Source organism: Bacillus sp. T33-2 (assembly GCF_002860205.1).
Classification (GTDB): domain Bacteria; phylum Bacillota; class Bacilli; order Bacillales; family Cytobacillaceae; genus T33-2.
The window spans coordinates 1-26,431 of record NZ_PGVB01000005.1 but is presented as its reverse complement, the minus strand read 5'-3'; the positions used below and the strand labels follow the sequence as shown (position 1 = coordinate 26,431).

Here is a 26,431-nt window from a genome sequence, read left to right as displayed (position 1 = left end):
CGCGGCAGTATGAATAAAGTGTAGTGTTAAGTAACTCGAGTTAAAATTTATCGAGCAAGAAATAAAATATATCGAGTGAAAACCATACTATATCGAGCAAAAACAATAATATATCGAGTGAGAACTATACTATATCCAGCAAAACTAAATATATCCAGAAAAAATCAAACTGGCAATTGTAAAAGAGACAGGGGAGCTTTTAAGCACCCTGTCTCTTATTTCTATATGCTACCTTTGCAATACATTGAAATACCTGGCTTCTGGATGGGCAAAAACCATGGCTGAAACTGACGCTTCCGGATCCATCATGAAACCGTCTGTCAACTGGATTCCGATGTCTTCCGGTTTGATCAGGTTAAACAGTTTTTCCTGGTCCTCAAGGTCCGGGCAGGCAGGGTATCCAAATGAAAAACGCTGCCCCTGGTATTTGGCGGAGAACCGGTCTTTCATTGTCATCGATATTGGATCCGGAAAACCCCATCTATCACGCATTTGCCGGTGGACAAGCTCTGCAAGCCCTTCTGCGGTTTCAAGGGCCAGCGCCTGAAGGGCGTGGCTCTCCAGAAAACGGCCTTCTTTTTTAAGCTGTTCGGCCACCTTCCGGATTCCTTGTCCGGCCGTCACCGCAAAAAAGCCGACATAATCTAATTGCCCGCTATTGATTGGTTTTAAATAATCTGCCAAACAAAGCCCATCACCCGATGACTGGCGGGGAAAGTCGAATTCTTCGCTTATCGTGCCTGACTTGTTCGGATGATAGATTACCACTTTATTCCCATCGGATTGCGCGGGGAAAAACTGATATACAGCGGCAGGGCTGATCCAGTTCTTATCCTTTGCTGCAGTCAATAACTGCTGAATAATCCCATGGACTTTTACTGCCTTGTCATCCCCGGCATCAATTAGATTCTCGATCTTTCCTTTAACACCAAGATGATGCCCGATGAGCATCTGCATATTTATATATGGCTCCACATGCGAGACCGAAAGCGATTTTAGAAGGTGCCTCTCCGTGTCTTTTGGCACAAACACCTGGACGTCTGTTTTTATGCTTCGTCCCGGTTTCACCGCAACGGATGATCTGGAAGGTGTCGGTCTGTCCAATAAAACAGTATCTTCCTTTTTGATTTTTTTCTTTTCGATGTAGATTTTGTTGTATTCTCTTTCATCGCGTAGCTGATTGGCAATCGCCAAACCACTCATGGCATCTTTAGCATACATGACGATGCCTTCATATTGCCCGGAAATCTTCGTTTCAGTAAATTTTCTTGTCAGTGCCGCTCCGCCAACTAAAATAGGGATTTCAATTCCTGCCTGTTTCATGTCCTGGGCAGTCAGCACCATTTGTTGCGCTGATTTTACCAGCAGTCCGGACAGGCCGACGAGATCAGGTTTCTCCTGTTTTACAGCCTCAATTAAACGGGTAGAAGTTACTTTAATTCCTAAATCAACGACTTTATATCCATTATTGCTTAGAATGATATCGACCAGGTTTTTCCCGATGTCGTGGACATCTCCTTTAACTGTGGCCAATAGTATCTTGCCCTTGGAGGAGGACGTTTGATTTTTTTCCATATGCGGCTCCAGAAATGCAACGGCAGCCTTCATTACCTCGGCACTCTGCAGCACTTCAGCGACGATCAATTGATTGTCATTGAACAGGCGGCCGACCTCTTTCATTCCGTCCATCAATGGGCCATTGATAATTTCAAGCGGGGAAGGGAAGAGGTTCAGTGCCTCATCAAGGTCGGGCAGCAGCCCTTCCTTTGTTCCTTCAACAATATAGTAGCCAAGGCGTTCTTCAAGCGTCATATCAGGCAGGGTGGCCAAAGTTTCTTTATTTTTGTCCCGATAGAAATCGGTGAATCGCGCCAACGTTTCGTCATTCGTCTGGAACAGTAGTTGTTCAGCCAATTCGACCTCGGCGTGTGGGATAGAGGCAAACCTTTCCAGCTTTTCTGTGTTTACAATGGCATAATCCAGTCCTGCCTGTGTGCAATGGAACAAAAAGACAGAGTTCAGGATTTCCCTTCCAACAGGCGGCAGGCCAAAAGACACATTGCTTATGCCGAGAATCGTCTGCGTATCAGGGAAATGCTCCTTGATCAGGCGGATGCCGTCCACAGTAGCCTGAGCCGAGCCTATATATTGTTCATCGCCGGTGCCGACCGGAAACACAAGCGGGTCAAAAATGATATCTGTCGGGGATACGTTGTATTTTTCTACAAGCAGCTTGTAGGAACGCGTTGCTATTTGAAGCTTCCGTTCTGCCGTTACACCCATTCCTTTTTCATCGATAGTGCCGACCACAACAGCAGCGCCAAACCGATGGATCAGGCGGGAAACTGCTTCAAAACGGTTTTCCCCGTCCTCAAGATTGATCGAATTAATGATCGCCTTTCCCTGTGAATAAGACAAAGCTTTTTCAATTACAGCATCGTCGGTGGAATCGATGACAAGCGGCACTTTTATCTTTTTAACAGCCTCTTTGATGAAAAGCTCCATGTCCTGCAGCTCATCTCTGTCCGGATCGGCCAGACAGATGTCAATCACGTGGGCGCCGCCTTTCACCTGTGCCCGTGCCACTTCTGCTGCTTCCTCGAATTTTCCTTCCCCGATCAACCGCTTGAATTTTCGCGAACCAATGACATTTGTTCTTTCTCCCACCATGATCGGGCGAAGGGTAGGGTCATCATAAATAAACGGTTCGATGCCCGAAACCATATGCATATTCGTTTGCTTCGATTGTCGGGGGTGGTATTTTTTCATTTCGTCGGTAATTGCTTTTATATGGTCCGGCGTGGTGCCGCAGCACCCCCCGACGATATTCAGCCACCCCTGTTCCGCGAACCCGGAAAGCTTTTGGGCAAGCGAATCCGGGGTTTCATGGTAGTTTCCTTCTTCATCAGGCAGGCCGGCATTCGGGTAGCAGCTGACAGCTGAAGAAGCCATGCTTGACAGCGAGCGGATATGGTCCTGCATGAACTCTGGGCCTGTTGCGCAATTCAGGCCGACTGCAAGGGGGTTCATATGGGCAACAGAAATATAAAACGCTTCAATGGGCTGCCCGGCCAGTGTAGTCCCCATCGGCTCGATCGTTGCTGACAGGATGATCGGCAGTTCACTGCCCCTTTTTCCGAAAGCGCGCTGAATCCCGATAAAACCTGCTTTTACATTCAGTAAATCCTGGCTTGTTTCGAGAAGCAGCAGGTCGACTCCGCCATTAATCAATCCAAGGGCCTGTTCTTCGTATGAATCAGCCAGGTTTTCAAATGTAGTGCCGCCTGTAACACTCAATGTTTTTGTCGTTGGGCCCATCGAGCCGGCGATGTACCGGGGCCAGGAAGGGGAATCTACTTTGTTCGCTGCACGCCGGGCAATTACTGCCGCTGTTTTATTGATTTCGTACGCCTTGTGTGCGATGCCGTACTCATCGAGGACGATGCTTGTCGCGCCGAATGTATTCGTTTCAATAATGTCGGCACCGGCATTCAAATATTCTAGATGGATATTTTCGATTACATCAGGTGCAGTCAGATTGAGTTGCTCATTGCAGCCATCATACTCTTCACCGCCAAAATCGTCAGCAGACAGGTCCGCTCTTTGAAGCATCGTGCCCATTGCACCATCCATGATAAGGATTTTTTTCTTTAGTTGCTCAGTTAATGGCACGTTCGGCATTGTGTAGTTTCCTCCTTGATAGACGGGCGCTGTATTCCTGGGCATACTGGGCCAACTCGACAGTCATTTCGTACCTCATGAAAGGGGTTATGAGATAAATGCCGTTGAAGAGCTCTGAAGCGGCTTCAATTAGCGTTTTAGTTATCGCAATCCCTTCCCGGGCCGACCGGACCGGATCATCGCTTAACGAAGCCATCCGGTCACGGATATCTTCGGTAATTTTAATCCCGGGCACTTCATTATGCAGAAACTCCGCGTTTTTGCTGCTGGTCAAGGGCATCAGCCCAATGTAAAGCGGGGCTTTGATATGCCTGGTAGACTCGTAAACCTGCAGCAGCGTTTCTTCTGAAAAAACAGGCTGTGAAATAAAGTAATCTGCTCCGTGAGCAATTTTCTTTTCCATTCTTAAAACAGCTTTTTCAATCGAGCGCACATTCGGATTGAAGGCCGCTCCGATTGAAAAATTGCCTTTTTGGCCTAAATCCTTTCCTGAGACAGACAGGCCGCTGTTGAATTGCCTGATCATCTCGATCAGTTCAAAAGATGACAGGTCATAGACCGAAGAAGCGCCGGGAAAGTCGCCGACCCTTGCAGGGTCTCCTGTTACTGCAAGTATATCATTCAGCCCCAGGGTGTGGAGGCCCATCAGGTGGGACTGCAGGCCAATGATATTCCGGTCCCGGCACGTAATGTGCACAAGCGGCCGTATGCCAATCCTGGTTTTCACTAAATGACCCAGCGCCGTATTTGAAATCCGCGGTGTGGCCAGTGAATTGTCTGCCATTGTAATGGCGTCAATGCCAACGTCCTTCAATGCCGCTGCTCCCTCAAAAAATCTGGTCGTATCCAGCTTCCTTGGTGGATCAAGCTCAACAATGACTGAGGGCCGCTCATTGACAAGCGAATGCAATGGGGGATCATCACGTTTGGCAGGGATGAGTTGAGCGGTGATTTCCACGCTTTTTTTCTTTACAGTTTTCTCAGTGATTGGGACGTCTCGCTTTACTTCATCAGCAAGAGCGCGGATATGCTCAGGTGTAGTGCCGCAACAGCCGCCAAGTAGCCTGATCCCCTGTTCGATGAACGCATGGGCTGATTTGCGGAAATATTCGGACTCACCTTTGTAATGGTACTTCCCGTCGGTATAGGCGGGAAGGCCGGCATTTGGATATGCTGATAAAAAAGCATTTGTCGGCAGCTCAACCTCCTCGAGTGTCTTCAGCATATGGTGGGGGCCAAGGCGGCAGTTTACACCAACCACGTCGGCTCCGAGGCCAGCCAGCCGTTTTAAAGCGTCATTGACATGCGTCTGGTCCTGCATGATTCCCGGCTCCTGCAGGGAAACCTGGGCGATGATTGGCAGCGCGGTTTCTTGTCGAGCAATCGCAAGGACCGTTTCGACCTCATGGAGATCATAAAAGGTTTCAAGAATAATTCCATCAACACCTTCAAGCAAAAGGCAGTAAAGCTGTTCGCGAAAGCTTCTCTTAATCTCTTCCAAAGGGATCGTGTTGGGTTTTATGCCGCGGTTTCCTCCGATAGTCCCCATTACATATGCGCGATTTTCAGCGGCCTGTTTGGCAATCCTTACTGCAGCGCTGTTAATCTCCTTCACATGATCCTCAAGACCGTATCTTTGCAGCTTAATATAATTTGCAGCATAAGTATTAGTCTGGATTACATCAGCCCCGGCTTCAAGGTAAGCCTGATGGATCGACACAATGTCTTCAGGATGGGATAAGTTCAATTCCTCAAAGCAGCTTCCTGTTCCGTAGGAGTATAGAAGGGTTCCAATCGCACCATCTGCGATTAAGATCTCATCTTGCAACTTCTGCAGGAAACTCATTTAGACCCTCCTCGCTGGCCGGCATAGATCAAGCTGTTTTGCAAAGCTACCGTAAAATCCAGGATGATGTCATCGGCATTTTCAAGGCCGGCTGACAGGCGCAGCAGGCTGTCACTAATGCCCCGTTTTTGCCGCTCCTGCGTTGGCATGGCTGCGTGGGACATTTTTGCAGGGTAGGACAGGATTGATTCTACAGCCCCCAGGCTAACCGCGAAAACAGGTATGGTGACACTTTCGATAAATGTACGTAGTACCTGTTCATTCTCCAGTTCAAAAGACAGGACGGCCCCTGGCCCGCATGCCTGCTGTTTCTGTATGAAGTGTTGAGGATGAGCGGGCAGCCCAGGGTAGTGTACTTTTTTCACTAATGGGTGCTCATCCAGAAACTCAGCCAACTTTGCAGCATTCGCCGTTGATTGCTGAAGGCGTACAGAAAGAGTTTTCAATCCCCTCAAAACAAGCCAGGCATCCTGGACCCCAAGGACTGCGCCAAAGGCATTTTGCAGGAATGCAAGACGTTGTGCGATGTTCTCATCTTTAACAACTGCAAGGCCTGCGACGACATCGCTATGGCCTGACAAAAATTTGGTGGCACTGTGAAGCACAACATCAGCGCCAAGCAAAAGCGGCTTTTGTAAATAAGGTGTTAAAAAGGTATTGTCGACAAAGGTCATCGCGTTATGTTCTTTTGCAAGGGCACTGACTGCTGCAATGTCCGTTACCTTCAGTAAAGGATTGGAAGGAGTTTCCACATACAGCACTCTTGTGTTTGGACGGATTGCATCTTTTACAGCTTCCAAGTCCGTCATATCGACAAAAGAATGCTCAATCCCGTACCGTGAGAGTACCTCTGTCACCATTCTGTATGTGCCGCCGTAAACATCCTCACTGATTACCACATGGTCTCCTGAGGAAAGGAGCAGGAAGGCGGTCGAAATTGCAGCCATTCCGGAGGCGAAGGCAAATCCTCTCGAGCCTCCTTCCAAAGAGGCAATCACTTCCTCAAGCGCTTCCCTTGTAGGGTTGAGGCTTCGGCTGTAGTCATATTTCCCGAACTGGTCAATGCCAGGCTGATGGTAGGTGGAAGCATGCTGGATGGGAACACTGACAGCTCCGGTTGAAGGGTCAAATTTATATTTATTGTGCAGAAGCTTTGTCTCAAAAGAATAACAGCCATCCTCTATCATTGGCTTACCTCCTGTCTGATCCTGGAAAAGGCTTGTTCAAGGTCATGTATGATATCTTCGGGGTTTTCGATTCCTACCGAGAACCGCAATAGGCGATTACAGACGCCATTTTCAAGGCGTATCTCTTCAGGTATATCTGCATGCGTCTGGGTGGCAGGGTATGTAATGAAGCTTTCGACGCCGCCCAGGCTTTCAGCAAAAGTGATGAGGGAGAGGCTTTGCAAAAACGGATTTACCCATGCTTCGTCCTGCACCCTGAATGAAACCATGCCGCCTCTTCCCGGGTAAAGGACGTCTGTAACCCCGGAATGGTTTGAAAGGTAGTCAACGACGGCTGCGGCATTGCTTTCATGCTTTTCCATCCTTAAGGCGAGTGTCTTCATGCCACGGATTAGCAGCCAGGAGTCAAAAGGGCTTAATACAGCCCCTGCAGCATTATGATAAAGCTCCAGCTGTTCACATAACAGTTGGCCTTTGGCAACGATCAGCCCTGCAAGGACATCGTTATGGCCTCCCAAATATTTGGTGGCGCTGTGGATGACGATATCTGCTCCCAGTGCCAATGGCTTTTGCAGGAGCGGTGTATAAAAAGTATTGTCCACAATCAGGATCAAGCCGTGCTTTTTCGCAATGGACGCAATATCACTGATATCTGTCTGCTCCATTAACGGGTTTGTCGGGGTTTCAATGAAAATTGCTTTTGTGCGGGAAGTGATACTTGAGATGACTTCATCCTTGCTGGCCATATCAATGTAACTGCAGCCTAGACCCCATTTCCGGAATCCCTGCTCCAAAAGCCTGTATGTCCCGCCATACAAATCCTTCGATACGATCCACTCGTCGCCTGTTTGAAATAGGGAAAGGACTGTAAAAATGGCTGCCATCCCCGAGCTGCATGCGTAGCCTTGGTCGCCTTGTTCGAGGTCCGCTATCGACTTTTCAAGAATCTGCCGGGTCGGATTGCCTGTGCGGACATAATCAAATCCGCTTGATTGCCCGATCCCTTCATGACGGTATGCAGTCGAAAAATAAACAGGTGGATTGACGGTTCCTGTTAATGCTTCACTGCGGTTTCCTATTTGTGCAAGTTTAGTATCGATTTTGACCATTCCCGAGTTCCACTCCTCATACATGTTGTACTTATCAGCCTAGCGTAGAAAAAACAAAAAAAGCCTTCTATAAGAAGAAGACTTTTGTGGTTTAAGCCATTCTTCTTATCGTTCAAGTTTTTAAGAAAAACTTGCTGGACTTAGCACCTTTTCAATGAAAATTGAAGGTTGCTGAGGCGTCACAGGGCCAGACCCTCGACCTCTCTTGATAAGAAATCACTGTTATTCAAATTTTCTCTAAACTTTACTACACCAAATGATTAAAGTCAATCCTATTGGATAATTTTTTTGTTCCGTGCTTCGTGCAGCCAGCTGGGGAATTCACTCAGCAGCTTGTCGTATAAATCCTCATCTGTCTCTTTTTCTATATCAAGGATATGGAAGAAGTTGGCGTTATCAATATATCGGCCCTCCAGGTCGTCGAGCTTCCTCAGGACATCGAAATTTGCGTCACCAATCCCAACAAACTGCCAGAAAATAGGCTTGTCCGATGAATCTGTTAACACCTTTGTAACGCTGTCCTGCCCGCGTGCAGACCGCTTAATGCCTCCATCATTGATAAAAATCAGGTAAACCGGCAGGCTGCCGTCATCCTCTGTTAAATATTTTTGGATGACATCCCTCATGACGGGCGGTTCATTGTTTGCCCTGAATTTTGAAATTTTATTATTATTCAGGACTTCCCTGTTTATATAATCGGGGAGTGTAAGCTCTGTTACTGAGGGAAGCCTGGAAAATTTCATGTCATACACCCATACATCCAAAACACCGTCATCGTCAAAACGGGTGGCTAGCGCTAGCAGCCTTTCAACGACATTCTGAACGGTGCCGTTATTATAGAGCCTGCGCATGGAGCCGGAAATATCGAGAACGACCCCTATACGAGCTGTAGTTTTTTGCAACGATTTCTTCAGGATTACAACATCGACCTTTTTCTTGAGCAAGTCCAGTTTGCTGAGGGTAACGGGACCCCTTGCAGCCGGCAGGGGAGACGCTGCTGCAGCATGGTCCGCTGCAGCGGGAATAGCATTCGATTTTACTGGACCAGTTGCTGCAAAGTTATTTGGTTCCGCTTCCAATGTTGCGGTATTTGGCTGTTCAGCGGCTCCGGAGCCATGGTATTGATCGAGAAACTCCTGAAGCCCTGCATTATAGCCTTGTCCGACCGGATTGAACCTCCATGCTGCGTCTTTCTGGTAAATACTGGCAAGCTCGCACGCGGTTTCTTCTGCAAATTGATCCTGTACATATGTAAAAAGCGGCTGGTTGTTGCCGGTATCAACAACACCAAGTTTGACATGTTGAAAATGGCTGAAGTTTTGCTTAAGGGAGGAAGCATCATGGATGGTGAGCACAAACACAATTTCTGTTACATCTTTATTGATTCCGGCGAGTTCAATAAGGATTTCCTGAATGTTAACGGATTGTCCCTTTTCTAATAAAGAAAGGGCATTGTCTGGAGACTCGGGATTATTGTAGAATACGAAATACTCCTCGGCAGGAATCTTTCCTTCATTGTTGATCATAAACACGGAAACGTCGACATCGTACAGGGCGGATACAAATTCCGGTTTCAGCTGCCAGCTGACCGACAGCCGGAGCTGTTGCAACTGCGGAAACTTCTGGGCAAGGTTTATTCTTTGCCCTTTTACTAGAACAGTCATCAAATCTCTCCCTTTATCTATCAGTTTTTCTTTATTTTACCTTAACTGCAGGTTGGGGTGGAAATAATTCGCAGCTGAACGTGTTCACAAAATTCCTTTCTGCATAGTGTTAAAGTTTGGTATTTAAAGGGTGAAATGGTAGAATAGGAGTATCATGCTGGATTTCCAAGGGAGTGATATTACGGAAAAACACGCACAAGGCAGTTATGAAAATTTAGGTCATTGTGAATTTCCTGCATTATTCAAAAAAACAAAGTGAGGTAAGCGTTCATGGCTATTTCGTTAAGCAAAGGGCAAAAGGTAGACTTGACTAAAACAAATCCGGGCCTGAAAAACGTCATTATCGGCCTTGGCTGGGATACTAACAAATATGATGGCGGGCACGATTTTGATTTGGATTCTTCCGCGTTTCTCTTAAACGGTTCCGGAAAAGTCAACTCTGAGAAAGATTTTGTTTTCTTTAACAACCTCCAGGGCGGAAATGGTTCAGTCGTACATACGGGAGATAACTTAACAGGGGCTGGAGATGGAGATGACGAGCAAATCAAGATTGATTTGAGTGCCGTTCCCGCTGAAGTAGAAAAAATCGCTTTCACCATCACCATCCATGAAGCAGATAGCCGCGGCCAGAATTTTGGACAGGTTTCCAATGCGTTTGTACGCGTCGTTAATGAACAAAGCAACGAGGAATTGATCCGCTATGACCTTGGCGAAGATTTCTCTATCGAAACCGCTGTAGTTGTAGCTGAACTTTACCGCCATAACGGGGAATGGAAGTTCAATGCCATCGGAAGCGGATACCAAGGCGGACTGGCTTCATTAGTAACTGATTATGGCTTGCAGGTCGGCTAATACCTTCCATTTATTTGTTGCCAGCCAGGTACAGTAGGATAATTATAAGGTTTCGTTAAAAATAGCAGGATACTTCCAAAAGCATCCTGCTACTTTTTTATTCATTATACGACCGCCTCTATGTAAATGGTAATTAACGATAGATTCACAAACTATCAAAGAATTAATGTTAAAATGGAAATTTGGGAAGGAGGACTGGCTATGAGGCATTTTAACTATTTATCCAAAGAAAAAGAGGCTATATTTTATCAGATGCCACACGATTTCTCAAAGGACAGTGAACGGGAAATGCTTGCGAATTCATTAGGGGCTGTTCTTTATATGCCCGGGACACGGATATCCATTTGTGACGAGATCATTTCTGGCAAACATGATGGCCTGACCTCGATGGTGCTTTGCCTGGAGGATGCAGTCAGTGACAGGGAAGTAGAAAGAGCTGAATGGAACGTGGTCGCACAACTGAGGCAGCTATCATCGATAATTGATGACGGCCTGTTTGCATATGAACAGCTTCCGTTAATCTTTATCAGGGTCCGCAGCGCAGACCAAATGGATATGATTTCAGGGCAACTGGGCAGTTCGATGAATGTAATTACCGGTTTTGTCTTTCCGAAATTTTCATCTAACAATGGCGTTGGATTTCTGGACCGGCTGAACGAAATTAATGGGAAGAACGGCCCGAACCTTTATGGAATGCCAATTCTTGAAACCCCTGAAATTATTTATAAAGAATCAAGAATGAATGAGCTGCTGGGAATAAAACAGCTTCTGGACGAGAATTACGGCAATATCCTAAATGTCAGGATGGGGGCAACCGATTTCTGCGGCCTGTTTGGTATCCGCAGAAGCAGTGACTCAACCATTTACGACATCACCGTCATCCGTGATTGTATTGCGGACATTGTCAACGTATTTGCGCGCAGTCAAAAGGAATACACAGTGTCCGGCCCTGTGTGGGAATATTTTAACAAAGGGGAAAGGGTGTTCAAGCCGCAGTTGCGGCAAACCCCGTTCCAAAGCAGCATGGGGCAGGAAGGGCTGTCAATCCGCAAGGGGATGCTGAACCAGAATCTAGACGGGCTTATTAAAGAAGTTATCATGGATAAAAATAACGGGCTCACCGGCAAAACAATCATCCATCCCACCCATATAAAACCTGTACATGCCTTCAGTGTCGTAACCTTTGAGGAATACATGGACGCTGTAAGCATAGTGGAAAATGCAAATGGTGAAGCAGGCGTGATGAAAAGCATGCACGCCAATAAAATGAATGAAGTAAAACCGCATTATAACTGGGCTAAGAAAATCTTGGCGAAGGCAAAATCTTACGGGGTGTTCCATGACCAAAACTCATACATCGACTTACTCACCGAAACAGAAGCCGTTTACGTTTAATATCCTCGATTCCCTGAAAGTGGATGTCCGGGTTACGGATAACCCCTATGGCATCCCGCTCGATTATTTGTTTGAGATGGCCGCCCGCAAAAACAAGAAGCGTGCCTTTCTCTTTGTCAGCAGGATACTCGGCAAGCATATCCCTGTTCAGCCGCTCACATCTTTACTGGGCGGGGCACTGCTTGGGATCAGATATATGGAAGAAGTTCACGGGGCAAAACCAGCAAACACGAACGAGGTTATCGAGGCGCTGCTTTCTGGTGAGAATGCTGCACACGTGTACCAGTGTTTATGCAGCACTCCGTTTGACCTGCCTGAGGAAACACTGTTCATCGGGTTTGCCGAAACGGCGACCGCCCTTGGACACAGCGTATTTGACCTATTTAACAATGCCCGCTATATCCATACGACAAGAGAGCAAATTTATGATTTAAAACCGGGCATTAATTTTGAGGAAGAACACTCTCATGCAACAGCACAGGCATGCTTTGCAAACAGGGAGCTCCTTGAGGGAAATGCTCCGGTTGTTCTCGTGGATGATGAAATTACGACCGGAAAAACGGCTGTCAACATTATTGAATCCTTACATGCGAAGTACCCTCGGGAACAGTATGTTGTTGCATCGCTCCTGGACTGGAGATCTCCTGAGGATAAACAAAGGTACAAGGAGCTTGAAAGAAGGCTTGGCATTTCTATTACGTCAGTCACATTGTTGGCAGGGGAAATTGCAGTCGACGGTGATCCTATTGAACAGGAAAAGGAGTGGCATTATATATGCCCATCCAATCCTTCTGTACCTGTTATCCATACGATCAGCCTAAGCCAGTATGCAGAATTTAAAAGAATTCCAGACCTTCCCTATATTTCAGTCAATAGTAGCGGTGAAGTGAACCGCACACCTTTCTCAGGGATGACTGGGAGGTTCAGCGGCCTGTCTTCAGAAAACAGGGATGATATTGATTATTACACCTCAAATATTGGCCGCATTCTCGCTGAAACCCGTACAGGGGGAAAGGCCCTCTGTTTGGGAACCGGGGAATTTATGTATCTTCCTATGAAAATAGCAGCGTATATGGGAGAGAATATATCCTATCAATCAACGACGAGAAGCCCTATCCACCGGGTGTACGCGCCGGGATACGGAGTGAGAAGCGGCTTTTCTTTCTGCAGCGCTGATGATGATGCTGTCCTTAACTATTTTTACAATATAGAGTACGGACAATATGAAGATATTTATGTATTCTTTGAGAGAACCTGTGATCAAAAATGCCTCGAGCCGTTTCTTGAACAGCTGAAAAAGACAGGCTCTAATAATGTTTACTGCGTGTTTGTGAATTGACAGGCTCAATGCCAATACAATAGCACGGCCGCGCAGCACAATATCTTGTTAATAGACAGGGAGGGAGAGTTTATGCGCACTGCGATTGAAAACCGGTTTTCTTCCATCGGCAGCTATCCAGCAGATGATGTAACTTTTTTGTTGAAGGATTTAAGCGAAGTGATACTAGAAAAAGGTACCGAGGATCGTGAAGAAGCCATTCAATCAGGCATCCACTATTCCGAAATGCTGCCGATTGAATATCAGCCAACTGCTGAATACTTGAACCTGTACCATAAATCATTAAATGAGTATGCGGCAAAGCTTGCGGTTGCCGCCGGCGTGGTGGCTGAACAGATTGCTGAAAGGAAAGGGGACAGGCTCGTGCTTGTTTCCCTTGCCAGAGCCGGCACCCCGATCGGGATTTTAATAAAGAGGTACTTGTCTTTTGCCTACGGAATGGACGCTCCTCACTATAGTGTTTCCATCATCCGCGGCAAGGGTATTGATGCAAATGCGATGCGCCATATAGCGGCGAAGCATCCAGAAGGGGACATCCAGTTTGTCGACGGGTGGACCGGAAAGGGCGCAATCGCCAAGGAATTGACATTGGCGTGTGGCCATCTGAAAGATGAGTATGGCTTGCACATCGATGACACCCTGGCTGTGCTCGCCGATCCAGGCCACTGTGCAGATATTTATGGCACAAGGGAGGACTTCCTCATTCCAAGTGCATGTTTGAACTCCACTGTCTCCGGTTTGGTGAGCCGGACCGTCCATAATAGGGAATTAATTAAAGATGGAGATTTTCACGGGGCAAAGTACTATAAGCATTTAGAGAAAGAAGATGTATCCAATGATTTTATTGACCGGATCGTGAGGGAATATCCGGCAGTGAAAGCTGAAATTTCGGCAGAGCTTGCCGGTTTTAAAGGTTCATACAGCAAAGCGGATTGGAAGGGTCTTGAAAACGTCAGGCAAATCCAAAAAGAATTCGGCATCGATGATATCAATTATATAAAGCCCGGTGTCGGGGAAACGACCAGGGTACTGCTGCGGAGGGTGCCGTGGAAAATCCTTGTTAAAAACAGAAATGATGCCAGATTAAAGCATATCATCCTGCTGGCTGAAGACCGTGGGGTACCTGTTGAGGAATACCATGGCATGGCGTACACATGCTGTGGTTTAATCAAGACTATAAGGGGATAGCAGATGATTTTTGCAAGTGATTTAGACCAGACGCTCATTTACTCTAGAAAAAGCTTCCGGCTGGATGCGGGGGAGGCTCAGCCGGAAATAACCTTAATAGAAACACTGGATGGCCGCGAGATTTCATTTATGTCCAATAAGGCGATTGCTTTGTTAAAGGAACTCAACAATAAAATTTTGTTCGTCCCGGTCACGACAAGAACGGTTGAACAATTTCGGCGAATTTCAATTTTTCAAAATGAGATCATTCCTCCGCTGGCAGTCACAAGCAACGGAGGAAACATTATTGAAAACGGTGAAATCGACTCCGAGTGGAACAGACTTATTGTAAAAAAAATTACAGAAACATCGCTGGCGAAAGATGAATTGCTGCAAAACTTCAATACACTTGCAAATGAAGAGTGGGTGTTATCCCAGCGGACGGCCGATGATTTATTTCATTACTGCATTATCCACAGGGATATTGCGCCTCTGGATGAGCTGGCAGATTTCCGGAAAGAGATTGAACGCCAGGGCTGGAAAATGTCATTGCAGGGCAGAAAGCTTTACTTTGTGCCTGAAGCAGTGAACAAGTGGGACGCCGTTGCCTATATTAAAGAAAAGCTGGGTAAGACTTTCGTGGCGGCAGCCGGGGATTCGTTACTGGACCTGTGCATGCTGGAAGTTGCCGACTTTGCGATTGCCCCTTCCCATGGGGAGCTGACTGAACAGGCTGTTGCATTGAAGGAGCCACTGAAGAGGACAAATCAGAAGGGTATCCGGGCAGCAGAGGATATTTTATGCGAGGTTCTTGCTGTGCATGAAAGGAAGTTTGGTCTTCAAAGCCAAAGCCGGTGAAGAAACCCGTAGAGTTTGGTGAAGCAGTGAGGACCGGAAATTTCACAGAAAAAAAACCTTGTACCTGCAAAGAATTCCTTTGCAGTGGACAAGGTTTTTTTCTTTAAGATAAAAACTCAGCTGGATTGAGCCCTAGCTCACGGCAGATTTCGCTGACAACGCGCTGTTCGTTTGCGTCAAAGTGGCCATCAGCAAAACCAATCGCAATACAGTAGCGGGCGACAAGGCGGGCAATTTCCGGTTTGGTCCTTACTTTGCCAAGTGCCCTGAAAGCTTCCGCGCGGCCGATGATCTGGTCAAATTCTATCCTTTGGACAAACATATTAAACTGCTGGATTACTTTATTTGTATCAAAAACCCGGAGTTCCTGGCTCTGGTGGACAAACTCAATCATCTTCTGGCGCTCTGCCGGGTCCAGCCGGCCATCGGCCATGCTGACAAGGGCGCAGGCGGCCACGACAGCATCAAGGACATCCTGGCTCTTGAAGCGGTTAAACAATTCCATCGCTTTATTTTTCTGGTTGTTTGCCCATTGTGCATAATCCGTCTGGGAAGGGGACCAGGAGTAACCGCAGCTGTTGCATGTGAACTTCAGTTGATTTTTACCGATAAATCCACCCAGCAATCCGATCGGCCCAAGAATTAATCCGCCAACCGCTGCTTTTCCAAGGCCGAAGCCTTTTTCCCCAGTGCGGACGTTGGTCGAATGGCATCGGACACAGCTGATATTCTCGCTGCCATATGTTTGGCCTGCAGGCTGTCCAGGAGAATAAGACTGGTATGGCTGTTGAGCAGGCTGGCTATATGATTGATATGACGGGCTTGCCTGCTGCATTGGGGAATTATATGGCTCATATGCCCCGTGAGGCTGCTGGTTGTAGGGAGAATGCTGGTTATTCGGTTGCTGCTGCGCAGTTGCAGCTGGAGCATCATCCACAGTTACCCCGAAATTACGGCAGAGAGCTGCCAGTCCCCCCTGAAACCCGCTCGCGATCGCATTGAATTTCCATTCGCCATTATGGCGGTACAGTTCCGCAGCAACGATGGCTGTTTCAATTGTGAATTCGGAGCCAAGATTGAACCGGATCAATTCTTCGTTAGTAAGTTCATTGAAAATACGCACATAAGCATTCGAGACCTGCCCAAAGCTTTGGTGCTTTATTTGGGCATCATGAATCGTAATCGTAAATGCGATTCGCTGGATCGCTTGGGGGACTCTGTTCAAATCAATCCGGATTTGCTCGTCATCCCGCTCGCCGGCGCCAGTTCTGTTATCCCCGCTGTATATGACCGATCCGTTTCCGCCGGACGGATTATTGTAAAACACAAAGTCGAGATCGCTTTGGACTTTTCCGGAAGCCCCGACTAAAAATGCAGATGCATCAAGGTCATAATTGGAGCCGTGGTGGCTTACATCCCATCCTAAACCAACTACTACATTCGAAAGCCCTGGATTAGATTTGGTAAGATCCACTTTTTGCCCTTTGCTTAATGTTACGCCCATTACAGTCACATCCCCTTACTTTCTTTTTATAAATCGCATTTACACATTTACCAAATAATAACAAAACCATTTAAGCTACTTCCCAAATAACGATCCGAAAAATCCGCTTGATTTGAATTCTATCGGCCCAACGTCCATCTTGAAAGAACCATCTGGATACAAAACAGGAGAATTTTCTACATGTCTTTTGGAATAGGACTCTACATGGCTTATTTTCATATTCTGTGAATCTATCAAATCCACATGGGCGATAGCCACCCAATAAGCGTATTTGTTTTCCTCAAGTAAAGGAGCGATTACAGTATGGCCTGAGTGATTATCAACAACGGCTCTTGCTCTCATCGACTTGAAGCTTCCAATGCCGTTGCTCAAGGCACTATAGGCAGCGAATAACAAGAAGCGAATTTCATCAGGCTTGTGGATGATGATCGTTTCACATCCGTTAGTCCTTGAATCACCATCCAGAGTTATGAACGGTATTGATTGCGCACTCCCAAGGTCCTTATAATACACCTTTCCCTGTTTTCCGTTTTTTGTAATATAGAAGCAGTACAGGTCGAGATCTTTATTGCTTTTATCCCACATCAAGCTCGCTGTAATTTTCGAAGACTTCCTTATGGATACAGTTTCTTTCTTTTTGAGTTCTATTTTAGTCAGTGAAATAACTGGTTGAATGGGTGCGGGTTCTGGCATTGGAGTTGGGGGAAGCTGCTGGACAGGCGCTTGTTCCTCTATTTTGACTCCAAAATTAGTACATAGTGCTGCAAGGCCGCCGTGGAACCCGCTTGCGACGGCGTTAAATTTCCATTCACCGTTATGGCGGTATAGCTCGGCGGCGACAATTGCGGTTTCCACGCTGAAACCTTTTCCCAAATCAAAATATAGCAGTACTTCCTGTGTTTCATTATTGATAATTCGTATGTATGCGTTTGTCAGGTTCCCGAAATGCTGGCCCTTCGACTCTGCGTCATGGATGGTTACGGTGAATGCAATTCTATGGATGTGCATTGGTACGGCTGCCAAATGAATCTGTATTTGTTCATCATCCTGAACCCCGATTCCTGTGCGGTTATCTCCACTATAAAGTATGGAACCATTCCCGCCAGAGGGGTTATTATAGAAAACAAAGTCCCTTTCGTCTATAACCTTCCCCTCAGGACCCAGCAGGAATGCGGATGCATCAAGATCATAAGAAGCTCCGTTATTCATGATGTCCCAGCCCAACCCGACAGTAATGTGCTGCAGGCCCGGGTATGCTTTGGTGAGGTCTGTTTTCTGTCCTTTGCTAAGCGTAACCGGCATTCACACTTTCCTCCCTTCTTGAAATTGCATACTTCCACTTTACCATATTAAAAGTTAAAAAAAGACAAAAAAGTATTGGAGAAAACAGATTATTGAAAATTTGATTGTTGAATGAAAATCGGTGAAAAAACTGTGAAAATGCAGGCCGATTGTTTGAAAGCAGTATTACATTTTGGCCGAGGTTTCCTTTATTTTATTAAAAATAGCCATGTGAACGCTTTGAACGATTAAATAAATCGGAATGGAGTAGTGCAGGGCATAACCATTTTTGTAATGAAAAACTCCGGCTTTGAAAGCAAGCCATTCGATGAGGATGCCCAGCCCAGTCCAGAGAAAAATATACAGTACTGTATTCATGCCTTTTATTTTTAACCTGTAGTATATCAGGATGTAGAAGTAGCCAAACGGGGCTTACATAAGATAAGAAATCACGTCAAAGTACTGATAATAAGCCTGGTCGCCGACATCATACAAATCAAATGGCTCAATGCCGATGGTATGGTCAAACATCAGCCCGGCAACCAACCCAAAAAGTAAATTAAACAAACTGATCAGCAACGGCAATTTTGTGATGGTGAGGGCGACTCCTAAAAACCCGATAATGATCAGAATGACAGTGAACCACTCATTTAAGTTAAATGCGTTATCATATAAGATATTGTTCATGCCGAAGCCGCCCTTTTATTGATCTGCCTCTGTAATACAAACGCAAAAATGAACACAATCAAATGCATGATAACCACAATCACCACATCATATGCAAACTGCCAATCCAAATATATAAGCATACTGAACCGGTGAAGCATATAGCTTGTAAAAGAAATATAAACGACTGAGCAAATGATGGCCAAAATGACGTTTCTCATGTTTACAGATGTAAACAGGACATTGGCTGCAAAAAGCAATAAAAAAGGGAAAATGATGTCCCTGTGCAGGATCACGCCGATAAACTTTGATATATCAGGGGACATAGCGAGCAGTTTGTACTTGTAAGTGATTAAGGATAGCTTATTTATTAAAATAAACTCAATCAACAAATAAAGGACAGAATTTATGATTAAAGGAAGCTTCCTTGGCAATACACACAATATCATGACTGAGAACCAGGAAAATACAGCAATAAAGGTTAAACCCATATATTAGACACTCCTTTGCCCAGTTTTTTCATATTAGAAGATGACAAATGTGATATGATGTTTCACTGATAGTGAGGCAGCATACATTCTGCCGGCGGCACCTCAATGAACCCTTCGATGCTTGGCTGCCTCATATACCCTGCATCCGTCCACTCGGCGAATTTAATTTTAACTGTTATTTCAGGACGGACGAACACCGACTGGGCATGACGCTCCGGCTGGTTGGCAAAAGGCTGATTTGAGACAATACTAGGTCTTAAAACTTCAGTCAGGTCTTTCCAATCCTGAACGGTCATTTTCCCTGTACCCGTATGGCCTACATAGATCAACCTGCCAGAATCATCGTAAAGGCCCAGCAAAATGGCATTCACGATATTGTTGCGCAACGTAAATCCGCCAATGACCGCGATGATATCGCGGTAGTTTTTTATTTTTAACCAGTAATCCTTTTTCTTTCCCGGCAGATAAGGGGAGTCTATTTGCTTCATAACAATCCCTTCCATGCCGTGCTCTTTAACGGCTCTGAATAACGAACCACCGTCATTTCCAGAAGATACACACTGGATATGCTCGTTCGGCATTATGATTTCAGATAGCAGATTCAGTCTATCGAGTAATGGTTTGTTATGGATCCACTCACCGTTAAGAAAAAGGACGTCAAAAACCATATAGGTGACAGGCACAATCTTGCGCACCATGTTGATACGGTCCAAACGCCTGATTCCGTCGCGTTTCATTACTTCATTGAAGGCTGGCTTCCCGTTTTCACCCAGGGAAATCACTTCACCGTCTAAAATCACAGATTTTGCCGAACAATATCCTTGGATGTTGACTATTTCAGGGTAATGAAGAGTCCTTTCACGTTTTTTTCGATTAAAGAGGCGTACTGCTCCGTTGTCAAAATACGTCAGAATCCTTACACCATCCCATTTAATTTGGGCGATCCACTCATCACTCTCTGGGACTGACTCGCTGCTGGCAGGTTCCATCGGGAAAATAGGATCCATTTACTCACCTCATTCCACGTATGATACATAGTTTAAGCAATTATCAATGAAAATATAGGCAAAGGAGGGATCGCACTGTGTTCGAATTAACTATAGAAGGGAAACAGATACAAGTGTCGCATCCCGGGCAGTTTATTTTCCAGGACATCGGCATTACGAAGATGGACTATATAAACTACTTGCTTGAAGTAGCACCTCTGTTGATTCCACATGCAAAAGACCGGCTATTGATGATGTGGATTTATCCGCATGGCATCACGCGCAGGAAAATCGAGAAGAGGTCCCTCCCAGCCAGTGCGCCGGAATGGGTTTGCCACGCTTTTTATAAGGGAAAACAAAGAGTGATGGTGAATGATATATCCACTCTTGTATGGGCCGCCAACTACGGTGCCGTTGAATTCCATGTCCCTTTTGACCGCTATTGCAGGGAGAATTATCCGCTCGAATTGGCGTTTGATCTGGATCCGCCTGATGATGCCAGCTTCGGTCTCGTCCTGGAAGTAGCTCTTCAGTTGAAACAAACACTCGACTCACTTGGATTAATATCTGTGCCAAGAACATCCGGAGCAACCGGGCTGCAAATCTTTGTTCCAATAGATCCACAGTATTCATTTGAGGAAACAAGAAAAATAAATACTTTTATCGCCCATTATTTTTTAGAAAAAAACCCAGGCAAAATTACACTGGAACGGGTCGTCCAAAAACGGGGCAAAAAGCTGTATTTTGATTATTTACAGCTCTGGAAAGGCCGTACCCTGCCGGTATCCTATTCTGTAAGGGCAAAGCCAAACGGAACAGTGGCAACACCCCTCAGCTGGGAGGAAGTGCAAAATGGTTTGCACCCGGATGATTTTACAATATTTGATCTGAAAGAAAGGATAAGGGAAGAAGGAGATTTATTTTCAAGCATTACAACGGATAAAGTGCAACAGCAACTTGGTGAGATCGTTAACTTCATTAAAAAGCACAATTGGTAAAACTAAGACGGCCAAAGAAAAAGTGTTACAATGGAATAGAAATTAAATACATAAGCCCATATTCTCAAAAAATTATTTATGAGAGGTGTCTAGTATGAGTTTGCAAAATCAGATTATTGAGGATTTAAATGTGAAGCCCGAGATCAACCCGAAGGAAGAAATCAGGGAAAGGATCGATTTCTTAAAGGAATATTTGATTAAATCACGGACCAAGGGCTTCGTGCTTGGGATAAGCGGCGGGCAGGATTCGACCCTTGCCGGCAGGCTGGCACAGCTGGCAGTTGAGGAGCTTAGGAAGGAAGGGCATGATGCCAAATTCGTTGCAGTCCGGCTTCCTTACGGGGTCCAGAAGGACGAGGACGACGCCCAACAGGCATTGGATTTTATCCAGGCTGACCAGGAGTATGCTTTCAACATTAAGCAAGCGGTTGATGCAGTTAAAGAGGAATATGATTCGCTGGTACCTGAGCATCTAAGTGATTTTCAAAAAGGCAATGTAAAGGCAAGGATGAGAATGATCGCACAGTATGCCTTTGCCGGACAGGAAGGCCTTTTAGTAATTGGGACGGACCATGCCGCAGAGGCAGTCACAGGCTTTTTCACAAAGTACGGTGACGGCGGGGCAGACATCCTCCCTTTGTCAGGTCTGAACAAACGGCAGGGGCGGGCACTGCTAAAGGAGCTCGGGGCAGAAGAACGACTATATCTAAAGGTTCCGACTGCAGACCTGCTTGACCATAAACCAGGCCAGGCAGATGAAACGGAGCTTGGAGTTTCATATGATGTGCTGGATGACTATCTTGAAGGAAAAACTGTATCTGAAGAGGCAGCTGCCAAAATTGAGAAACGGTATGTCGTTTCTGAACATAAGAGGAAGCTTCCCGCTACCAAGTTTGACACTTGGTGGAAATAAGCCTGAGCGAGGTTTCATAGGTTTTACCAACGAACACAATTATTCAGACAGTGGTTAATTACAGCTAAGACAAAAAAGTTATGTTCATTTTTCATGTGGACATAGCTTTTTTGTTTGGCGCTGAAAGATTTTGTTGGCAATTCCTCGAAAATATGGTCTTTATTTCTTTCGTAATGTGATGTAATGTTATATACTAAATTAGAATAAAGGATAACACTTTTAGTATTTTATTTAAAAAGTATATCTCATTAAATCCTAAATAAAGGATGAACAGCAGTTTTAAAATCATTTTTCATTCACATTCTGCAAAAAGTGGGCCAGTCGACCAACTAACAGCAGGAGAACCACAGTATTTGAAGAAGGGACGAACCTAATTGGAACGGTCTGAAGTTGTGTACGTAGTATCTGATTCGGTTGGTGAAACAGCTGAAGTTGTTGTAAAGGCAGTTGCCTCACAATTCAACGGCAGGCAGGTAGAAATACGGCGAAATTCATATGTAGAAGATGCTGGGGATATCGAAGAAGTGATATCCGTTGCAAGACAAGACCATTCCATCATCGCCTATACAATTGTCGTTCCTTCATTAAAGGAATACCTTGACCGGAGGGCATCCCAGGAAGGCATTTTGGCGATCGATTTGTTAAATCCACTTATGGATGCTTTTGCGAAAAAATTTAATAAGACCCCAAAGCATCAGCCCGGCATGATGCGGATGCTTGATGATGAATATTTCAGGAGGATAGAGGCGATCGAATTTGCAGTCAAATATGACGATGGCCGTGACCCCCGTGGGATAGCAAAGGCGGACATAGTCTTGATTGGTGTTTCGCGTACATCGAAAACACCGCTTTCCATGTACCTGGCCCATCAGCGTTTTAAAGTAGCAAATGTCCCTCTGGTTCCAGAGGTGCCGCCTCCAGTTGAACTTTTTGAAAAACCGCGAAGCAATTGTATAGGTCTGATTATTTCACCAGATAAACTAAATGCAATCAGGAAGGAGCGTCTAAAGGCGCTCGGTTTAAAGTCCCAGGCAAACTATGCGAGCTTTGACCGAATATTAAACGAACTTGATTATGCTGAAAAGATTATGAAACGGGTAGGCTGCCCGGTCATTAATGTTTCAAATAAGGCCGTGGAAGAAACAGCCAGCCTGATATTAGATATATTTAAAAGCAGAAGGGAGTCTTGTTAGATGGAGAAGTACGTGTATTTATTTGATGAAGGAGACAGCGGGATGAAGGAGCAGTTGGGCGGGAAAGGTGCGAATTTGGCTGAAATGACCCGCATTGGCCTGCCGGTTCCGTATGGTTTTACGATTTCTACTGGCGCATGCAACTCCTACTATGATTCCGGCAAGACGATTCCCACGGAGGTTACTGCCCAAATACTTGAAGCCATGAGCGAACTTGAAAGGAAAACCGGCAAAAAGCTGGGTGACCCTGAGAACCCGTTGCTTGTTTCTGTACGTTCAGGGGCCGTGTTTTCAATGCCCGGCATGATGGATACCATCCTGAACTTGGGCATGAATGATGAAACAGCTGAAGGGGTTGCACGTTTGACGAATAACCGCCGGTTTGCTTATGACTCATACCGCCGGTTTATTCAAATGTTCAGTGATGTAGTTCTGGATGTTGATGTATACTATTTCGAGCAGCTTTTGGAAGATACGAGAGAACAAAAAGGCTATGCAGCCGATCCTGAACTGACAGCCGAGGACTGGCAGGAAGTGATCGCACGCTATAAAACCATAGTCAGGAAGCATGCGAAGAAAGAATTCCCGCAGGATCCTAAGGAACAGTTATTCCTGGCCATCAATGCTGTATTTAATTCGTGGAATAACCAGCGCGCAATCGTCTACCGCCGCCTGAACAAAATACCGGACCACCTTGGCACGGCTGTAAATATACAGAGCATGGTCTTCGGCAATATGGGTGAAGATTCAGGGACTGGCGTGGCGTTTACTCGCAATCCTTCTACAGGGGAAGCTCGGCTCTATGGTGAATATTTGATTAACGCCCAGGGAGAAGATGTTGTTGCTGGAATCCGGACTCCCAAGCCGATCGCGACCCTTCATGATGAGATGCCTGATGTATACAGGCAGTTTGCGGACACATGCCTTCAGCTTGAGCAGCACTATAAGGATATGCAGGATATCGAGTTTACGGTAGAACGTGGTAAGCTCTTCATTCTTCAGACCAGGACAGGGAAACGGACAGCCCAGGCTGCTATCCGGATAGCAGTCGAAATGGTTCAGGAAGGAATTATTGACAAAAAAACTGCTTTGCTCCGGGTTGATTCAGACCAGTTGAACCAGCTGCTGCACCGACGGATTGACGACAAATTCGAAAGGAAGCAGTTGGCGAAAGGGTTGCCCGCGTCTCCTGGAGCTGCGACGGGAATGGTAGTGTTTGATGCTGACGAGGCGGAAGTCCTGGGCAAAGAGGGGAAAAAAGTTATCCTTGTACGCCCTGAAACGACCCCGGATGATATCCATGGAATCATTGCCGCCCAGGCAGTAGTAACAAGCCGTGGCGGTATGACGAGCCATGCCGCAGTGGTTGCGCGGGGTATGGGTAAAGCTTGTATTTGTGGATGTGAACCGCTGAAAATTGACTTAATCAACAGGGTATTCCAGGTTGGGGATACTGTCGTCAACCATGGTGATATTATTACAATTGATGGCGGTACAGGAGAAATTATGCGCGGAGAAATTCCAATGATCGAGCCAGAGCTTTCCAAGGAGTTCCTGAAGCTGCTATCCTGGGCAGATGAAGTGAGGAAGCTCGGTATTCGGGCAAATGCCGACAATCCTGAAGATGCCGGGAAAGCCAGGGAATTTGGTGCAGGAGGAATCGGATTGTGCCGGACGGAACATATGTTCATGGATGCCAAACGAATCCCGATAGTACAGAAAATGATACTTGCAGAAAGTTATGATCAACGCAAGGATGCACTGGATGAGCTATTGCCAATGCAGCAGGGTGATTTTGAAGGAATACTGGAAGCTATGCAGGGATATCCAGTCACAATCCGTTTATTGGATCCTCCACTTCATGAATTCCTGCCTGATAAGGAAGAATTGCTGGTCGAGGTCACCAGGCTGCAAATATTGGACCCTAAATCTCCAGAGCTTAAGAAAAAGGAACTGTTGCTTAAAAAAGTCCGCCATCTTGACGAGTTTAACCCAATGCTTGGACATCGCGGCTGCCGCCTTGGAATGATTCATCCGGAAATTTATGAAATGCAGGCAAAAGCAATTTTTTATGCTGTTGCCAGATTGGCTGACAAGGGCATTGACGTCAAGCCAGAAATCATGATCCCGCTTGTGGGCCATGTGAATGAATTAAAACAAATGCGACAGGTCGTGGACGACGCTGCAGAATATATTAAAGAAGAAACCGGGAAAGAATTTGATTATTCTATTGGCACCATGATAGAAATTCCGCGTGCGGCCCTTACTGCGGATGAAATTGCAAGGGAGGCGGATTTCTTTTCATTTGGCACCAACGATCTTACTCAGACGACGTTTGGTTTTAGCCGGGACGATGCGGAAGGAAAATTTTTGCAAGCATACATTGAAGAGAAGGTCCTGCCTGACAACCCATTTGCGGTGCTTGACCAGGACGGTGTAGGTAAACTGGTTGAACTGGGAGTGAAGCTGGGCAGGGAGACGAAAGCCGGACTCAAAACCGGCATATGCGGGGAACACGGGGGAGAAAAGAGTTCGATTGAATTTTGCTTCAAGACTGGTTTGGATTATGTGAGTTGTTCTCCTTATCGTGTGCCGATAGCAAGACTCGCGGCAGCTCAGGCAACGATCCAGCACGAACCTGCAGGGCATCCCCAGCTGCAAAAATAGAATAAATATAAATAAATATATTAGAAGCTGTTTCATCTGGTTGAAACAGCTTCTTTATTTTTGGCAGATGCAGTTGTTGAACAGTCGAAGTGATACCATAAAATACCATACAATAGTTGTTGATTTAAACTAAAAATAATTGTACTATAACATTTGTCGCCTACGATACTGAATTCGCGAAGCGATTCATGGTTAATGTTAATTAGAACTTTTTCTGTATAATTACTTTATAAAAGGGCTTGACATCAACATAAATAAGATGATATGATGAATATTGTCGCCTTTCAGGTGAGCTTAACTAAAAATGAAACAATATTTTAATATTATTTTAGGTATAGTTGACACCGGCAAAATGATATGTTAATATAATTTTTGTCGCTTCGCAAGCTAAACTGTAATACTTAAGGATGTTGACAATATCCAAACGATATGTTAAACTGATATTTGTTCCTATTTTACTTGAAACAGCCATTATTGCTCTTTGAAAACTAAACAAACAAGCGTCAACAAACAATAATATGATGGCTTCGGCCATCAGCCAACGTTTTACCTTATGAGCTAATCACTCACTCTTTATTGGAGAGTTTGATCCTGGCTCAGGACGAACGCTGGCGGCGTGCCTAATACATGCAAG

19 protein-coding genes, 1 rRNA gene and 1 riboswitch are annotated in these 26,431 nt (G+C 45.7%); of the genes, 10 read left to right on the top strand and 10 right to left on the bottom strand.

Annotated elements, in window-relative coordinates:
- Positions 1-228: 228 nt before the first annotated feature.
- From metH to CVD19_RS03625, 5 genes are all read right to left on the bottom strand, one after another.
- Entirely contained in the window at positions 229-3,681 is a 3,453-nt protein-coding gene (gene metH, locus CVD19_RS03645) for a methionine synthase (protein WP_101580521.1), read from the bottom strand.
- Positions 3,659-5,527, bottom strand: a complete 1,869-nt coding sequence (locus CVD19_RS03640) for a bifunctional homocysteine S-methyltransferase/methylenetetrahydrofolate reductase (protein WP_101580520.1) — start codon at positions 5,525-5,527, stop codon at positions 3,659-3,661. The genes metH and CVD19_RS03640 overlap by 23 nt, the downstream gene beginning before the upstream one ends.
- Entirely contained in the window at positions 5,524-6,714 is a 1,191-nt protein-coding gene (gene metC / locus CVD19_RS03635) for a cystathionine beta-lyase (protein ID WP_101580519.1), read from the bottom strand. The genes CVD19_RS03640 and metC overlap by 4 nt, the downstream gene beginning before the upstream one ends.
- Positions 6,711-7,823 carry a methionine biosynthesis PLP-dependent protein gene (locus CVD19_RS03630; protein WP_101580518.1) on the bottom strand — a complete coding sequence of 371 codons (1,113 nt, stop codon included), beginning with the start codon at positions 7,821-7,823 and terminating at the stop codon, positions 6,711-6,713. Before CVD19_RS03630 ends, metC begins: the two co-directional genes overlap by 4 nt.
- Positions 7,824-7,925: 102 nt before the next feature.
- A riboswitch (SAM riboswitch) is annotated at positions 7,926-8,038 on the bottom strand.
- Between the two features lie 57 nt (positions 8,039-8,095).
- Positions 8,096-9,487 carry a VWA domain-containing protein gene (locus tag CVD19_RS03625; protein ID WP_101580517.1) on the bottom strand — a complete coding sequence of 464 codons (1,392 nt, stop codon included), beginning with the start codon at positions 9,485-9,487 and terminating at the stop codon, positions 8,096-8,098.
- Between the two features lie 270 nt (positions 9,488-9,757).
- On the opposite strand from CVD19_RS03625, the gene CVD19_RS03620 reads away from it, so the two are divergent.
- From CVD19_RS03620 to CVD19_RS03605, 5 genes are all read left to right on the top strand, one after another.
- Entirely contained in the window at positions 9,758-10,339 is a 582-nt protein-coding gene (locus CVD19_RS03620) for a TerD family protein (protein ID WP_101580516.1), read from the top strand.
- 201 nt (positions 10,340-10,540) lie between these two features.
- Positions 10,541-11,734 carry an HpcH/HpaI aldolase/citrate lyase family protein gene (locus CVD19_RS03615; RefSeq protein ID WP_101580515.1) on the top strand — a complete coding sequence of 398 codons (1,194 nt, stop codon included), beginning with the start codon at positions 10,541-10,543 and terminating at the stop codon, positions 11,732-11,734.
- Complete coding sequence (locus tag CVD19_RS25135) at positions 11,679-13,073, top strand: phosphoribosyltransferase family protein (RefSeq protein ID WP_219620080.1); 1,395 nt, start codon at positions 11,679-11,681, stop codon at positions 13,071-13,073. Before CVD19_RS03615 ends, CVD19_RS25135 begins: the two co-directional genes overlap by 56 nt.
- Positions 13,074-13,145: 72 nt before the next feature.
- Positions 13,146-14,261 (top strand): cysteine protease StiP family protein, encoded by a 1,116-nt coding sequence (locus CVD19_RS25130; protein ID WP_219620079.1) that lies wholly within the window; start codon positions 13,146-13,148, stop codon positions 14,259-14,261.
- 3 nt (positions 14,262-14,264) lie between these two features.
- Positions 14,265-15,098 (top strand): HAD family hydrolase, encoded by an 834-nt coding sequence (locus CVD19_RS03605; protein ID WP_101580514.1) that lies wholly within the window; start codon positions 14,265-14,267, stop codon positions 15,096-15,098.
- A gap of 103 nt (positions 15,099-15,201) precedes the next feature.
- On the opposite strand, the gene CVD19_RS25695 is transcribed toward CVD19_RS03605, so the two are convergent.
- The 5 genes from CVD19_RS25695 to ligD form a co-directional block, all read right to left on the bottom strand.
- A complete protein-coding gene (locus CVD19_RS25695) occupies positions 15,202-16,602 on the bottom strand; it encodes a TerD family protein (RefSeq protein WP_101580513.1) in 1,401 nt (466 codons plus the stop codon).
- Positions 16,603-16,677: 75 nt separating this feature from the next.
- On the bottom strand, positions 16,678-17,904 hold the full coding sequence (locus CVD19_RS03595; protein ID WP_101580512.1) for a TerD family protein: 1,227 nt from the start codon (positions 17,902-17,904) through the stop codon (positions 16,678-16,680).
- A 411-nt stretch (positions 17,905-18,315) separates the two neighbouring features.
- On the bottom strand, positions 18,316-18,570 hold the full coding sequence (locus CVD19_RS25305; protein WP_257985014.1) for a hypothetical protein: 255 nt from the start codon (positions 18,568-18,570) through the stop codon (positions 18,316-18,318).
- Positions 18,567-19,040, bottom strand: a complete 474-nt coding sequence (locus tag CVD19_RS03585) for a hypothetical protein (RefSeq protein WP_101580511.1) — start codon at positions 19,038-19,040, stop codon at positions 18,567-18,569. The genes CVD19_RS25305 and CVD19_RS03585 overlap by 4 nt, the downstream gene beginning before the upstream one ends.
- A 62-nt stretch (positions 19,041-19,102) precedes the next feature.
- The gene (gene ligD / locus CVD19_RS03580) at positions 19,103-20,047 is read right to left on the bottom strand and encodes a non-homologous end-joining DNA ligase (protein ID WP_101580510.1); all 945 of its coding nucleotides are present in this window, start codon (positions 20,045-20,047) and stop codon (positions 19,103-19,105) included.
- 77 nt (positions 20,048-20,124) lie between these two features.
- Here ligD and CVD19_RS03575 point away from each other — a divergent pair, with 77 nt between their 5' ends.
- The 5 genes from CVD19_RS03575 to CVD19_RS03555 form a co-directional block, all read left to right on the top strand.
- Complete coding sequence (locus CVD19_RS03575; RefSeq protein WP_101580509.1) at positions 20,125-21,024, top strand: DNA polymerase domain-containing protein; 900 nt, start codon at positions 20,125-20,127, stop codon at positions 21,022-21,024.
- A gap of 94 nt (positions 21,025-21,118) precedes the next feature.
- Entirely contained in the window at positions 21,119-21,937 is an 819-nt protein-coding gene (nadE, locus tag CVD19_RS03570) for an ammonia-dependent NAD(+) synthetase (RefSeq protein WP_101580508.1), read from the top strand.
- Between the two features lie 374 nt (positions 21,938-22,311).
- Positions 22,312-23,130, top strand: coding sequence for a pyruvate, water dikinase regulatory protein (locus CVD19_RS03565; RefSeq protein WP_101580507.1), 819 nt, complete (start codon positions 22,312-22,314; stop codon positions 23,128-23,130).
- Positions 23,131-25,797: a pyruvate, phosphate dikinase gene (gene ppdK / locus CVD19_RS03560; protein ID WP_101580506.1), complete on the top strand. Its 2,667-nt coding sequence runs from the start codon at positions 23,131-23,133 to the stop codon at positions 25,795-25,797. It abuts the gene before it with no gap.
- Between the two features lie 573 nt (positions 25,798-26,370).
- A 16S ribosomal RNA gene (locus CVD19_RS03555) occupies positions 26,371-26,431 on the top strand; the annotation flags it as partial.

Coding starts and splice junctions, on each gene's coding strand:
- metH (WP_101580521.1), bottom strand. CDS start 3,681: ATGCCGAACGTGCCATTAACTGAGCAACTAAAGAAAAAAATCCTTATC.
- CVD19_RS03640 (WP_101580520.1), bottom strand. CDS start 5,527: ATGAGTTTCCTGCAGAAGTTGCAAGATGAGATCTTAATCGCAGATGGT.
- metC (WP_101580519.1), bottom strand. CDS start 6,714: ATGATAGAGGATGGCTGTTATTCTTTTGAGACAAAGCTTCTGCACAAT.
- CVD19_RS03630 (WP_101580518.1), bottom strand. CDS start 7,823: ATGGTCAAAATCGATACTAAACTTGCACAAATAGGAAACCGCAGTGAA.
- CVD19_RS03625 (WP_101580517.1), bottom strand. CDS start 9,487: ATGACTGTTCTAGTAAAAGGGCAAAGAATAAACCTTGCCCAGAAGTTT.
- CVD19_RS03620 (WP_101580516.1), top strand. CDS start 9,758: ATGGCTATTTCGTTAAGCAAAGGGCAAAAGGTAGACTTGACTAAAACA.
- CVD19_RS03615 (WP_101580515.1), top strand. CDS start 10,541: ATGAGGCATTTTAACTATTTATCCAAAGAAAAAGAGGCTATATTTTAT.
- CVD19_RS25135 (WP_219620080.1), top strand. CDS start 11,679: ATGACCAAAACTCATACATCGACTTACTCACCGAAACAGAAGCCGTTT.
- CVD19_RS25130 (WP_219620079.1), top strand. CDS start 13,146: ATGCGCACTGCGATTGAAAACCGGTTTTCTTCCATCGGCAGCTATCCA.
- CVD19_RS03605 (WP_101580514.1), top strand. CDS start 14,265: ATGATTTTTGCAAGTGATTTAGACCAGACGCTCATTTACTCTAGAAAA.
- CVD19_RS25695 (WP_101580513.1), bottom strand. CDS start 16,602: ATGGGCGTAACATTAAGCAAAGGGCAAAAAGTGGATCTTACCAAATCT.
- CVD19_RS03595 (WP_101580512.1), bottom strand. CDS start 17,904: ATGCCGGTTACGCTTAGCAAAGGACAGAAAACAGACCTCACCAAAGCA.
- CVD19_RS25305 (WP_257985014.1), bottom strand. CDS start 18,570: ATGAACAATATCTTATATGATAACGCATTTAACTTAAATGAGTGGTTC.
- CVD19_RS03585 (WP_101580511.1), bottom strand. CDS start 19,040: ATGGGTTTAACCTTTATTGCTGTATTTTCCTGGTTCTCAGTCATGATA.
- ligD (WP_101580510.1), bottom strand. CDS start 20,047: ATGGATCCTATTTTCCCGATGGAACCTGCCAGCAGCGAGTCAGTCCCA.
- nadE (WP_101580508.1), top strand. CDS start 21,119: ATGAGTTTGCAAAATCAGATTATTGAGGATTTAAATGTGAAGCCCGAG.
- ppdK (WP_101580506.1), top strand. CDS start 23,131: ATGGAGAAGTACGTGTATTTATTTGATGAAGGAGACAGCGGGATGAAG.